The following is a 13638-nucleotide window of genomic DNA, read 5'->3' on the forward strand; positions in this document are numbered from 1 at the left end:
GCCCTGGTTAAGCTTTATCCGCCAAATCCTTGTTACTGACAATGCTCTGATAGATCCAGACAGTTGCCAAATAATAAAGACCGTACAAGACGATGAATAAACCAAACGGGACTAACAAATTCGCGTAAGGTTGACTTAGCAGGGTCTTAAACATCTGGAGACCGAATAAGACGTGCACAATGCCGACCAGTCCCGGCAGCAGGAATAGTGCGCCGATTTCCTGGCGAATGGAACGGCGTAGTGCTTGCGGACGGGCACCGATTTTTTTCAACATGAGATACCGGCTCTGGTCATAATTGGCACCAGACAGGATTTTGAACATGAGCGTGGACGCCAGCATCGCCAAGAACGCAATGCCCAGGAAGAAGCCCATGAACGCAAGCCCGGAATACATGCCATTGATAATGTCGTAGAAGGCAATCTTTTGATCGGTGTTACTATCGCCAAGCCGCGGATATTGATGCTGCTGCATCGTCACAATTTTTTGAATCGTATCATAATTCTGGTTAAAATCTTTGACTTTGATCGTCGTCAATGTCTGTGCGTTGCCAAGCTTGGCAAACGTTGCAGCGTCTGCCACTTTTAATTGCTTGCCGCGATTATTGCCGATGAACACGCCAAAAGCAGTTGGGTAACGCTCGATAACCCGATCGAAGTTGCGGCTGGTAATTTTGATGGCAGGCGCGTTAAGTCCTTTGTCATTCGCTTTGATTTCCAGAGGATGGGCATCAATCGCCGCTTTGCTGACGTAAACCGTTTTGGCATCCGACTTGAGCGTGTACTGATGTTTGGCGGTGACACCTTGTAACTTATTGACCTCCGCGCGGGTTGCGGCGTTCGGTGAGGTCACCGTCACATCGTAAACCGTGGTTTGATTGACCAACATCGGAATGTCATGGGTAAAACCAAGTCCGACCGTAATCGCGCCTAACGCCAACGCGAACAAAATCGACACGACCGATAGAATCCGGGTATAATCACGAATTCGAAAACTTAGCTGCGATAACGTAAAAGTATGCAACTGCTTGGCGGCAAATGTTTTATTGCGCTTCATGAGACTAATCAACGCCACAAACACGGAATTAAACAAGAAATACGTCCCCGCCACGATCGTTACTAGCGCTATCGGAATCGCCATTAACTGGAAAACGGCAATGTTGGCCATGCTATAGTAACCGATCGCCAGCAACACCAATCCGAGTACAATCTGAATGGCAAAGCTAGCCTTGCGCTGCTTGATCCGATTGGGTGTCTGGGCTTGATGTAACAGTGCCATCATCGGCGTTTTCAACAATTTTCCGGCATTGTAGATGGCCGAGAAAACAAACAAAATAATAAAGAAGCCGAGCGTCCATAAAATCGCCGGCACCCAAATTGCGGAAAAACCGGTGGCCGGGGCATGCAACGTTTTGATTAACCATTGGCCGATAAAGGTCGTCCCAACCATGCCAATCGCAATGCCGGCAACCGTGGCAAGTAAGCCAATCACAACGGTTTCAAGAAAAACCAGCTGGCCGATCTTACGCCCTTTTGCTCCCAGCATCATAAACATGGCGTAATCACGCTGCCGCATACTAAGCAGAAAACTATTGGCATACACGATATAAACCAACGTAATGATCGCCAGTAAAATGGCGCCGAACCCGAAGATAAATGGCGTAAAGGCGACCGGAGAATTTTTCGTCAAAAAGCTGGTGTTGGTGGCTAATGCCATGAACATATAAAACACGGCACTGGCAATCACCAAGCCAGAGAATAGCACCGCATAATCGCGAAAACGGTTCTTTAAACCGCCAAGTGCGAGCTTTGTTAACATCATTTTCGCCTCCTACTTCTGGAATGTTCCGAGTGTCTCAAGAATCTCCTGATAAAAGGCTTCTTGACTTTTGTCCCCATGTTTCAGTTCAGAGCCGATCTGCCCGTCTTTAATAAACAAAATTCGACTGGCATAACTAGCCGAGAACGGATCGTGCGTCACCAGCAAAATCGACACGCCTTCATCCTGATTCAGATGAGCCATGGTATCCAGCAATTCACGGGCCGCAGTGGAATCAAGCGCGCCCGTCGGCTCATCGCCAAACAAAATGTCCGGCTGTTGAACCAACGCCCGCGCTGCTGCCACCCGCTGCTTCTGGCCACCGGAAAGCTCGGTCGGGTAATGATCCAACACCGCTTCGATGCCCAACGTTTGCGCAATCTTATCCACCGCTTCGGTCTGCTTCTTGGCGCTCACGTTCTGCAACGCCAGCGGCAACGCAATGTTTTCCCGTCCGGTCAGATTCTCCAGCAAGTTGAAATCCTGGAAAATAAAACCGATACGTTTCGCGCGAAAGTCAGACAAGGCGTTACCTTTAAGCTTGGTTACGTCATCCCCTTTAATCCGCACGGAACCGGATGTTGGGGTGTCGAGCGTGCTCAAAATATTTAATAGGGTGGTTTTCCCCGAGCCGGAAGCGCCCATAATGCCGACAAATTCTCCCGGTTCAACTTCAAAACTGACGCCTTTTAACGCAGGAGTCTGCTTCTCCCCGCGTTTACCATAAGTCTTAGTCACATTTTCAACGGTGACAATTGGTTGTTGTTTAGCCATGATGAACCCTCCATTCGCCAAGTCACGGCGGTTGCTTGATTAATTTAATAATAGTAGTTATTAATCGATTTCTCCTGTCCCTGCGCTAACAGTTGGCCTTTGAAAACTAACGGGTTTGTTAGTTCCATTAGCTTTTCTTTACTTTTTCCACCAAAAAGCACTCAATCCTTGCTATAATCACTATTGATTCATGAAAATACTTATGAAAGTTGGTTCGTCGTGGGAAAATTTCGCAACAAAGCTCCGGGTCTAGGTTCGCAGTTAGTTCAGCACTCAACCTAGCAAAGGAGTTTGTTTTATATGAACGATTTAGAAAAACCACAGAAACAATATATTCCCTGGATGGTTGTCGGCCTCATGGATTTTGTGACCGTGATCGGGTTCGACGACATCATCTATAACTTCCAGAATCAAGGCTTAGTCGCCTTCACGAGCTGGATCATCATGACCTTCTTTTATGTTATCCCGTATAACCTGATCGTGGCGCACATGGGGTCGACTTTTTCCGAACACGGCGGCGGGATCACCAGCTGGATGCGCGAGACCAACGGCGATACGGTTGGCTACTATGCTGCGTGGTTCTACTGGATTACCGGCCTGCCTTACGTGGTGGACGTCGCCAATTCCGTCGTTATTTCGTTTGGCTGGATCACCAACGGTAACGGCAACATTCAAGCCAATCTCGGTAACGCATGGTTCGGCATTCTCACCGCGGTTATTTTCGTGATCTTTATCTGGCTTCAGCACTTCTTCAAAAATAAAAGTCTTGAAATTATGTCAACCATTGGCGGCGGTGCCATGTTCATCATGACCATTTTGTTTGTGGTGATGACGTTCATCGGCTTGTCCAAAGGAGCCCCGATCGCCACCCGGCCGTTTGACTTCAAGGCCTTCATCCCCAAAGACTTCTTCTCGTTGAGTTTCCTGTCGACTTTTGGCCTGTTCGTTTTTGCCATGAACGGTTCGGAACTCGCTGCACCTTACACCAAGGACATGCGCCATCCCGCGCGTGACTTCCCCAAGGCGCTGAAAATGATTGCCATTATGACCATGTTTCTGACCTTATTCGGCACCTTCTCACTAGGGGTCTACTTCAACGCCCATCACCTGCCGAATGATTTGAAAATGAACGGTTCCTACTATGCGTTTCAGGCGATCGGTCGCCAATTCGGCCTCGGCAACAGTCTCATGTATCTTTTCGCCGTGGTTCAAGGCATCTACATGCTCGCCCAACTGGCTGTCATTCTGGATGCCTCCACCCGGGTTTTCCTGTCTGATGTGGCCAAACGCTTCATGCCGCGGCAGTTAACTAAAATGAACGAAGACGGCTTGCCGATTAACGGGTACTGGATGACGACGATTCTCTGCGCGTTGATCATGGCATTGGGTGCTTTGCTGCCGAAAATCAACGATATTTTCAACTGGTTATTGAACCTCAATGGCATTGTGAGTCCCTTGTCAACCTGCTTCCTATTCTGGTCTTACACGATGGTTCGCCTGCATCAGGATCGCTTCCCGACGCCGGATTATACGTTCCTCAAGAATCGTAAAGTCGGACTGGTAGTCGGCATCTGGATGCTTGGCATTACTTTTCTGCTCGGCACCCTCGGCTTCTTCCCAACCGATGCGACGGCTGATACTTTTGCTTTGATGCTGGTGCTGAACATTGTGGTGCCAATCGGGATGGTGGCGCTCGGCGTCTTGATGCCGTGGATTGCCAAACGGCAGCGCAATACTGTTAGCGGCCTCGCCTTCAGTCGCAATGCCTGGCTCGTCTTTACGGCGCTTAGTCTGGTTGGGCTAATTGCCGCCGCGACCTATGGCATGCATGTCAACTTGCTTAACCACTTAACGCCGGTCATTCAGTGGGCCATTATTATTGCTGTTGATCTGGCCATTGCTGCTGTGGTGATCAAAGTCACGGCAAACGGACGGCATCAACTGTTGGCGACACCGGACGACGAAGCGTAAAACTGCTTGCTGACCTTTTTAAGTGCAAACAACTTTAAAAAATCATGCTCCGGAGACAATTCCGTATCTTCGGAGTTTTTTAATCTGATTGCTTGCCGGTCAGACATTTGGGGCAGCAAGGCTTGCTCGCTGTTATGATGGTTTCCACTGATTTAGCTGTCAACACGGTGATCACTGTCGCGGCGTGATAAGATTAATAGTAAAGAGCGATACTGTTTTTAATTTGTGACGATGCCATTTCTTTTAACAATCGCCGCATGTCTTGATAGGTAGGAGGCTGCTATGCTTAGCTACACGATCATTTATAATCCCGCTTCAGGTCACGCAAAGGGCCCAACAGCGGCAGAAGTGCTCAAAGCAAAACTCGAAGATCGCCAGCGGCTGGTCACAATGAAACCCACTAAAAGCGCCGATGATGCCCGTGAATTTGCTGCGAGAGCACACTCGGATGTTGTCGTCGCGGTTGGCGGTGATGGCACGATTAATCAAGTCGTCGCCGGCCTAGCGCCACGACAACAACCGCCAATCCTAGGCATTTTGCCAGAAGGAACCGTCAACAACCTGGCCAAGGTGCTGCATATTCCCTTACTATTACCTCTGGCTATCAAGAACATCCTCGAAGCTAAACCCCAGCCGCTTGACATCGCGCAAGTCAATGATCGCTACATGGTCAGTACGCTGACGCTTGGCGTTTTGGCCAATGCCGCGCTGTCAGTCACGCAAAAAGAAAAACGCCACTTCGGTCCCATCATCTACTTACTAAAAGGCTTTAAAGTTCTGGCGCAGCACCAGCACTGGCAGTTGCAACTAGACACCGCCCATCACCAATGGAAAAAGGACACCCAATTTCTGCTGGTGACCATGACCAATTCAGTTGGTGGTTTCACCAATGCCGTTCCGGATGCGACGCCTGATGACGGCCATCTACATGTCTTCATCGCGCCTAAACTGGCTTGGTGGCGTTCGCTGCTAGCAATCCCTTACTTCATCACCGGCAACTTTCAGAAACTGCCGGGCATGACCTATTTTAAGACTGAACAGCTCACGATTCAGGCACCTAAAACCCTGCAAAGCCGTGTTGATGGCGATCCGAGTGCGAAGACCCCGCTGAAGCTGGCCGTAATTGCCGATCATATTCAGGTGCTGGCGCCGCCACTTAAATAAACGAACGACGCGTATAACTGCAAACAAAACTTTTCACAGCGCAATTCGCTCGCCAGCTAAAATACCGCGTGTTACACTAGTCTTATTCAATTGAAAGGGGTGAATCGCCATGCGGTTACGCAAGGTTGCACCATGACTGATGATCCGTTAGCACCGATCCGCGGCGATGACGCCCGGATCTATGAAAGGAATTTATGACTGAACAAATATCCAATGAAGTAACCTCTGAAAACGTTTTGATTGCAGGCATTTCCCGCCAGCAGGCTGATTTCGATTACACCATGACCGAACTCGGCGAATTGGCCAAGGCCGATAACTATAAGGTTGTCGGCGAAATCCGGCAAAACCTTGATCGGGCCGTTGCCGCTACCTATTTTGGCTCCGGCAAAGTCGAGGAAATCCGCGAGCTCGCCAATGTTCGTGACGCCACCACGGTGGTCATTAACGATGAACTCTCACCATCGCAACTGCGCAACCTTGAGAAGCAAACCAAATTGCACGTCATCGACCGCACGCAGCTGATTCTCGATATTTTTGCTGACCGGGCCCGTAGTAAAGCAGCCAAAACGCAAGTCGAAATTGCGCAACTGCAATACGCCTTGCCACGACTGCATCCCAGCGCTAATCGTCTCGATCAGCAGGTCGGCGGCGGTGCCGGTTTTGCAACTCGTGGCTCCGGCGAAACGCAACTTGAACTCGATCGCCGAGTGCTCAATAAGCGCATTAGCCACCTGCGTCAGGAACTCAAAGAAGCCAGTGTTGGCGATCAGGTTCGCCGCGCCCGGCGCGAAGACAATGCAATTCCAGTGGTCGCCTTGGTTGGCTACACCAATGCCGGCAAAAGCACCACGATGAACGGACTCCTGCAACTTTTCGCCGATCGTCCGGAAGGCAAACAGGTCTTTGAAAAGGACATGCTATTTGCAACGCTGGACACCAGCGTGCGGCAAATCACCTTGCCAGACAATCGCAAGTTCCTGCTCAGCGACACAGTCGGCTTCGTCTCCAAACTGCCACACAACCTGATTGACAGCTTCAAAGCCACCTTAGCAGAAGCCGCCAACGCCGACCTCCTCATTCAGGTTGTCGACTACTCCGATGAAAACTATCCAGAAATGATGGCCATCACCGAGAAAACCCTCAAAGAAGTTGGCATCCACAACATCCCGATGATCGAAGCTTACAACAAAGCCGATCTACGTGAAGGCACGCGGTATCCGGAAGTCACCGGCCAACGCCTCATCTACTCGGCCCGCGACAAGCGCTCGCTTCAGGCACTCACGCAACTCATCAAAGCTGATTTATTCGGCCAGGACGAAGAACACACGTACCTGATCCCATTCGATCAAGGACAACTCGTCAACTATCTGAATCAAGAAACAGTGGTTAAAGCCACCGACTACACGGAAGACGGCACCCGCATCACCGCGGTCGTCAATCCGGTTCAGAAAGGTAAGCTGGCTAAGTTCGCGGTTAAGGAAGAAGTTTGAAGTACCTGAGCTAATATAGAATATAAAAAGGCCTCGCTATTGCTGCTTGAATGTTCAAGCGGCTTGACGAGGCTCTTTTTAGTCGATTTGATTCTTTCGTGCACATTATTTTACGGAATGCCAAACATTATGACAAAACACCAAATTCATACCCGTTACTGCGGTAATAATCAATAATCTTCGGCAGCGTCTTCACAGTCATATCCTTCCCGATAGCATCATGCATCAACACGACCCGCACATTGCTAGTCGGATAAACCGCCAGCGACCGCAAATGATATTGCAACATCGCATCTTCCGTTTTCGGCTCCTGCGCCGGACTCAACGCATCGCCGACCGCCGCGTTCCAATCAACCCAATCAAGCCCCAGCCGTGTCAAACCAGTATCAGCAGTTGCCAATCCCTTCCAGCTAAAATGGCCACCGGGATAACGCCACAGATGCGTCTCAAAATCAGCACCTAACACCTGCTTCACGGCTGCCTGCTCCGTTTTGGCCTCATTCTCAATAACCGAAGCGGCGCCGGTTCGTCCCGGATAAAGCAAATTGTAATTGTGCGTCATGCTGTGCAACCCGATGCTATTGCCGGCGTCATATTCTGCCTTCAACACCGGTGCCGTCTCGGGCGAAAGCTGACGACCCACCACAAAAAACGTACCATGAACGCCAGCTTGATTAAGGATGTTCAAAACCTGCGGCGAATTGACCGTGTTCGGGCCATCATCGAAGGTTAAAAACACCACTTTCTTCTTGATGTTGCTGGTATAAGGTGCCGTCATTTCTTTTTTAACTTCGGCGACGGGATAGGCGTAAGCGGTGGCGGCAGGAATGTGGGCTTGACCGATGTTTGACGGCAATTCAGCTGAAGCTTGTTCTCGTTCAGCTTGTTCCGCTGCTTTTTGCTTTTTGCTTGAAGATGCCCGCCGAGACGATGCTTGCGCTTTAGATGTGCTGATGCTGTCAGCCACAGCACGTTCATGACTCGCCTGGCGTGCCCGCGCCTCAGCTGCATGCCGGTCCACCAATGACTTAACGGAAAGCGCACCTGCAGCAATCAACGTCAAACCGAGAACGACCAACCACCACTGCCATTTGAAGCTGCTTTTCATGTTTACCCCGCCTATCTTTAAAACGATATCCGGTTTTGAGTTTACCATGAAGCTTGGGGGTATGGGGTAGCGGAAGGCTGGATTTTAATAGTGAGATCATCGGATTTTCACTTTAACCGCGAGTTTAGCCAAAAATCACTTGAGCTGCTTTTGATTCATCATATAATTCGACTTCATGTAGTATTGAATATCGTCAAACTTTTTAATGGCCTTTTTCTGGCTCTTCCCTGGCTTGGTAGTCAGCTTGCCATTGATCATATAATGATTCTTCTGACCAAATACCGGAACCTGTCCCTCAAGATTCTGCAAAACCTGCATGTACTGCGAACCTTTCCAACCGGCATGGGTAAAGATTTCGGGCAATACGTACATTGGACTGATGGTTGGACCAGTGCCCGAAAAGTCTTTCGCCATTATTTTCTTTGCGGCTTCATTGGCCCACATCACATAAGGCGTGTTGTAGTAATTCTCATAGCCCTCTTGGGTGGATTGCTTTAGATTAATGCCAAGCATTTTGTAAGTCGAATTTTGGTCGCCACCCCACGGATTGTGATCTCCCCAAAATGCCAGAACCACGGGTTGATTTAACCGATCAAGTTTATTTGTCAGCTTTAGAAGTGCATCCGACGTCTCTTTAACGCCGGTTAGATAATTGTTGATGATGGCATAATCGTCTTTGTTGTACCCTTTCTTCCACGGCAACAAAGGATCACCATCGAACTCAGTTGAATACGGGCCATGATTTTGCATGGTCACAGTTTGATTGAAGAACTGCTTACCACTCGCATTCACCTTTTTCAGTTGTTTGACCAGATCATTGAAAACCTTCGTGTCAGGAACAACATCGACGTCAGCAACATGTTGGTCATAGTAGTTATCCCTGAACAATGTCTTTTGAAAGCCTAGATAGCGGTCGATATTCTGCCGGTTGTAGAACCATGCGTCGCCAGGATGCATAAATCTAGTGACATATTTTTGTTCATTAAAATACTGAACAAAAGAATTGGTCATGCCATTGATTGGGCTTAGTTCAGAAAAACCGGTCAATACCTTACGTTCAGTATCAACAGTGCCACCACCAAAGATGGTTGTTGTTAATTGACCTGCCATTCCTTCAGAGGCCACCTGATGAAGTCCAGCATAAACAGAGGGATCAATATCCAAATCTGACCATTTCGAAAAATCTTGAAAAGCTTCCAACTGAATCGTAATCACATTGAGCCGTTTATCTGCAGGGATATCTTGGTACTGATAAGCGCTCAATGCCTTCTTTGCAGTGGCGGCATTATAACCTTCTGGCACAATCACCCAGTCATTTTTGATCGAGTGGATAAACGAGAACATGTATCCGTTGACCACATACCGATCAGCGTCTGGCCCCCATGGATCGTTGTTAGCTAAAGTGTAATAATCATCGACTAGGTAATAATGATTCATCATGAATACGGAGCTTATAAACACAAAACCAAGCGTCAGCAGGCGAACCCACCAGCGAAGCGTTGTTGTTTTCAAAAAACGACTTACAATTACTGCCAGAATCAACAAAACAGCTATAACCAAAAAGTATTTGACGGGTGGAATATAGCTGTATCTTGAACCCATGTTACTAGCCTCTGACGCCAACGAAATATCCGAATACTCAAATGGATAATCGCGATATTGCAACATAAAATAGTTAACGAGCGCAACGACGATCGCTAGAACCTGCCCCACAAGAATTGCGATTGTTACGCGATTAAATAGCAAATATCCTATCAGCATGAAACCAAAAATAGGCAGAATGTTTAATAAAATTAAACGCAGGCTCTTAAAGACAACATTAGTGAGATCGAGGTTATAGGCGGCTGAAGCCATATAAATCGTGACCACAGCAGTGAAGGCTGCCATAGCAAATAAAGCCACCACGTTTCTTAAAAACAGAACAGTTTGATAGCGGTTGAAGCCTTTAAAACTGGTAAAGAAATGCTGATTTGCATAGATTCGGGTTTTATTCTCAAACGATGTATGGTGCACGAACGTTTTAAAAAAACGCGGCGACACAACTAACGATTCCGGCTGTAAAAAAGCTATTTTAGCGCTGAGAGTTCGGGCTTTTGGTAAGCGTAAACCTTTCTCATCAATATCCAAACCAACGATGCGCGAATCTGGTACTAGCCAATTCAACATGAATACCGGCACATCGGCAACAATAAAAGTAGTAGCTTTGACGCGGCGTCGACTGCGGTTGCTTAATCGCCGTCCAAATTGTCGCCACTTTTTTTCCGGCAATGGTTCATTTATGAAATAGCGCCAGTATTTGACCTGATAATCCAGTTCATCTAACCGATGCAACCAAAAAAGCAACCTAGTGATTAGCATGGGAAAGATAATCCAGAATCGCCACGGCTTATAGCGCAAGTAAAAGGTAAGCATCGCAGTTTTAACATTCAATCGATTGAAACGCGTATCCAGATCAATCACTTAACAGAACCTCCCATAAAAGACGGCCGTCCCCCAGCGGCCTTTATAAATAATTTTATAAAAGAAGCGTAGACAGTATATGAAAATAATCATATCATGTTCATCTTGCAAAAGGTACTGCAACTCTTAAAGCTGTCACATGATGCCGATATCTTGGCCCACCTGACTTATCCAAAAACGACAAAACGTTCAGACACACAGAAAACCTCGGGCGCTCCGCTATCTAAAATATTATTTTTGAAAACACAAAAAAACGATTACCTTTCTTAAAGGCAACCGTTTCTGATAAGCCACTAAAACGCCATCTGGTAAGGAATAAACGTCTTATAGGCCCCACTGATTAAGAAAATGAGGACGAAGATCACACCGCACACACCAACCATCGCCAAAGTCCGCGTCCGTTTTGGCATAATCGAAAACACAATCGTTGGCAGCACAATCGTCTCGGTCGTTGTACCAATAGTCGACAGACGGCCCCCAATGGTTGATAACTGCGAAAGTGACAACAGCGTCAGGGTGGCAAATAAGTATACAATCATCAAGAATTTAAACTTAGCGCTTCCGCCAATTAAGGTATCCGCAATCATACCACGCTTTAAGATATAGAATCCTGTGACGCAGATCAATACCTGCATGAGCGTCACCGGATCAAATAAACCCGACGAGAGATAACTCGCGTTTGTCACATAAGGTGCATATCTCGGTAACGTGTGGACAATAATGACACTCAGAATCTTAGGTGCAACGAAGCCCACAGCTGCACCAAGGGCTAAGAATCCGATCACCCATTTAAAGTTGATTTTACGGAACAGTAACCAGAATGGGTAAATTAACAAGAAGAACAACGCTGAAATATGGATCGTAGCCGACAAGCCAACAATCAGTACAAAAGGAAGCGGCTTCTCGTCATATACAAACTTTAATGCCAGCATACAGGTCACGCAGACAAGCGAAGCCCGAATCTGTCCCATATCCCGCATGAAGAAAAAGCGGCTCATGTAGTAAGCAATCGGAATGATTGCCGGACGGAAATATTCCCTTGCAAAGAAATAAAACAGCACTAAGGTCACTGTTGCCCATGCCAGTAAAAAAAGCCAAAAAGGGGCATGCAATCCGTTAAAAATATTTCGTAAAAGCAAAAATCCAGGTTCAACCTGTCCTGCCGAATAATCACCTGCATAAATGGTCTTGTATGGCAAAAAATCGTTACCGGTTTCATAGCGTAATCCGGCAACCAGCGCGAGCATTATAACACCTAGCCATGCCCAGACAGACGACATTGTGACACGTCCGAGTAGCATGAAAATGATCATAATTGCAAAGAGACCTAAATAAAAAGCCACAACATCATTCTCCTATTGCCTTTATGCACCCAGCGTCTCATAGTTTCGGCGGCGAAGCCGTTTCTCTTCCAAGTTTCGACACTAGGCCTGATTCAACACAGTCCCGATTAAGGCTGCCGGTAGTTGTCGAACCTGTGCGATCGTTTGCGCGACATCACGCTTCGATGGCCCATCAGCCTTCGCAACAACTACGACGCCATTAGCAAGTTCCGCAATAAGTCCTGCTTCACTCGCGTCTGCCATCGCCGGCCCATCAATCAAGACGACATCAAATTTATCTTTAACTTGATCAAGGAATGCTTTGAATGCTGAACCAGCCAACAACGTTGCCGGATCGGCAAGGGATTCGCCTGCAGGTGCAACCGTTAACTTTTGAATCTTGGTTTCTATAATCAAATCATCAGCTTTAACTGATGCGGCGTCTGCGCCTACCAAGGATGAAAGACCTTTATTAGGCTGAAGATCAAAAACCGCTGCCAAAATTGGGCGATGCAGATTACCTTCAACCAGCAACGTCCGCTTCCCTTCCACTGCAAAACTAGCAGCAAGATTCGCCGCAACATAGGACTTACCTTCACCAGCAGTGGCAGAGGTGATCAGCAAAACAGAGACATCGTGACGACTCGTCTGTAATGACAGGTTGTTTCTAAGCGTCCGAAACTCCTGACTAGAAACGGATGTATCACTAACAAATTGATGTGCAAGTTCGTTTGTCATGGAAAACTCCTTCAAAATTGGATGTGCTCAAGTCAACATAGCAATATCAACGACTGCAAAGCTTACAGTTTCTTAGCAGAAATAACCCCGAGAACAGGTGCTTTGGCGACCTGTACAAGCGTTTCTTTAGTCTTGATCGTTGCCTGTTTGATTTCTCTGAGAACAATCCAAGCTAACCCAACCAAAAAGCCAATTATTGCGCCAATCACAACCAAAACAACCGGTTTCGTACCGGCTGCCACATCACTCGGCGTCGCCTTTGCCAAAATGGTCACCGTGTCCGTGTGGTTGGTGATCGTACCGACTGTCTTTTGAAAAGCAGCTGCAACTTCATTTGCGATCAAAGCAGCATCCTTGGCATGTTTAGATGTTGCATGAATTGAGAAGGCTCTTGAATTGTCTTCATTGTCAACTTTAACCTGCTTTTGAAGATCACCACTTGTGATATTGAGATGGTCTTTTTGTGCTAGCTGCGTTGAGGCCTCATCAAAAACTGCAGCTGTTTTAAAAAGGGATTTGCCAGTGGCCAGCAGCTCCGAATCATATTGATTCTGGTTCAACATCTGGCTAAGGGACTCGGTGTTGTTTTTTTGCTGATTGATGACGGTTAACGCCGTCGACGAATAAGAAGGCTTCATCATTCCAAAAGCAAAAGCACCAGCTAACACAGCACCCACCAATAAAGTGCAAAGTGCCAGCCACCAATTCTTTCGAAGCGAAACCATTAGTTCTTTCATACTCAGTAAGTTATCCATGATTCCTCCATCATAAACTCATTTCTTGATCAACAGATAT

The 13638-nt window shown here is 47.4% G+C and carries 10 protein-coding genes; 3 read left to right on the forward strand and 7 right to left on the reverse strand.

Going from position 1 to position 13638, the window contains the following annotated elements:
- Positions 1-7: 7 nt before the first annotated feature.
- Together LACPH_RS09040 and LACPH_RS09045 are read right to left on the reverse strand one after the other, a co-directional pair.
- Entirely contained in the window at positions 8-1816 is a 1809-nt protein-coding gene (locus LACPH_RS09040) for an FtsX-like permease family protein (RefSeq protein WP_306387697.1), read from the reverse strand.
- A gap of 12 nt (positions 1817-1828) precedes the next feature.
- Positions 1829-2590 (reverse strand): ABC transporter ATP-binding protein, encoded by a 762-nt coding sequence (locus LACPH_RS09045; protein ID WP_306386721.1) that lies wholly within the window; start codon positions 2588-2590, stop codon positions 1829-1831.
- A 300-nt stretch (positions 2591-2890) separates the two neighbouring features.
- Here LACPH_RS09045 and LACPH_RS09050 point away from each other — a divergent pair, with 300 nt between their 5' ends.
- The 3 genes from LACPH_RS09050 (at position 2891) to hflX (ending at position 7215) form a co-directional block, all read left to right on the forward strand.
- Positions 2891-4561 (forward strand): APC family permease, encoded by a 1671-nt coding sequence (locus tag LACPH_RS09050; protein ID WP_306386722.1) that lies wholly within the window; start codon positions 2891-2893, stop codon positions 4559-4561.
- A 282-nt stretch (positions 4562-4843) separates the two neighbouring features.
- Complete coding sequence (locus LACPH_RS09055) at positions 4844-5725, forward strand: diacylglycerol/lipid kinase family protein (protein WP_306386723.1); 882 nt, start codon at positions 4844-4846, stop codon at positions 5723-5725.
- A gap of 194 nt (positions 5726-5919) precedes the next feature.
- Positions 5920-7215, forward strand: a complete 1296-nt coding sequence (gene hflX / locus LACPH_RS09060; protein WP_306386724.1) for a GTPase HflX — start codon at positions 5920-5922, stop codon at positions 7213-7215.
- A 127-nt stretch (positions 7216-7342) separates the two neighbouring features.
- Here hflX and LACPH_RS09065 read toward each other — a convergent pair whose 3' ends face one another.
- The 5 genes from LACPH_RS09065 to LACPH_RS09085 form a co-directional block, all read right to left on the reverse strand.
- Complete coding sequence (locus LACPH_RS09065; protein ID WP_306387698.1) at positions 7343-8323, reverse strand: polysaccharide deacetylase family protein; 981 nt, start codon at positions 8321-8323, stop codon at positions 7343-7345.
- A 135-nt stretch (positions 8324-8458) separates the two neighbouring features.
- Complete coding sequence (locus LACPH_RS09070) at positions 8459-10783, reverse strand: LTA synthase family protein (protein ID WP_306386725.1); 2325 nt, start codon at positions 10781-10783, stop codon at positions 8459-8461.
- Positions 10784-11076: 293 nt separating this feature from the next.
- Positions 11077-12126 (reverse strand): EpsG family protein, encoded by a 1050-nt coding sequence (locus LACPH_RS09075; protein ID WP_277848152.1) that lies wholly within the window; start codon positions 12124-12126, stop codon positions 11077-11079.
- A gap of 81 nt (positions 12127-12207) precedes the next feature.
- Complete coding sequence (locus tag LACPH_RS09080) at positions 12208-12843, reverse strand: CpsD/CapB family tyrosine-protein kinase (RefSeq protein ID WP_306386726.1); 636 nt, start codon at positions 12841-12843, stop codon at positions 12208-12210.
- A 62-nt stretch (positions 12844-12905) separates the two neighbouring features.
- Positions 12906-13598 carry a YveK family protein gene (locus LACPH_RS09085; protein ID WP_025013850.1) on the reverse strand — a complete coding sequence of 231 codons (693 nt, stop codon included), beginning with the start codon at positions 13596-13598 and terminating at the stop codon, positions 12906-12908.
- Positions 13599-13638: the final 40 nt, after the last annotated feature.

Source organism: Lacticaseibacillus parahuelsenbergensis (assembly GCF_030770265.1).
GTDB lineage: Bacteria > Bacillota > Bacilli > Lactobacillales > Lactobacillaceae > Lacticaseibacillus > Lacticaseibacillus casei.

Bases quoted from the DNA above. Each gene is read 5' to 3' on its own strand.
- hflX (WP_306386724.1), top strand. From the start codon at position 5,920: ATGACTGAACAAATATCCAATGAAGTAACCTCTGAAAACGTTTTGATT.
- LACPH_RS09050 (WP_306386722.1), top strand. From the start codon at position 2,891: ATGAACGATTTAGAAAAACCACAGAAACAATATATTCCCTGGATGGTT.
- LACPH_RS09040 (WP_306387697.1), bottom strand. From the start codon at position 1,816: ATGTTAACAAAGCTCGCACTTGGCGGTTTAAAGAACCGTTTTCGCGAT.
- LACPH_RS09055 (WP_306386723.1), top strand. From the start codon at position 4,844: ATGCTTAGCTACACGATCATTTATAATCCCGCTTCAGGTCACGCAAAG.
- LACPH_RS09065 (WP_306387698.1), bottom strand. From the start codon at position 8,323: ATGAAAAGCAGCTTCAAATGGCAGTGGTGGTTGGTCGTTCTCGGTTTG.
- LACPH_RS09080 (WP_306386726.1), bottom strand. From the start codon at position 12,843: ATGACAAACGAACTTGCACATCAATTTGTTAGTGATACATCCGTTTCT.
- LACPH_RS09085 (WP_025013850.1), bottom strand. From the start codon at position 13,598: ATGGATAACTTACTGAGTATGAAAGAACTAATGGTTTCGCTTCGAAAG.
- LACPH_RS09045 (WP_306386721.1), bottom strand. From the start codon at position 2,590: ATGGCTAAACAACAACCAATTGTCACCGTTGAAAATGTGACTAAGACT.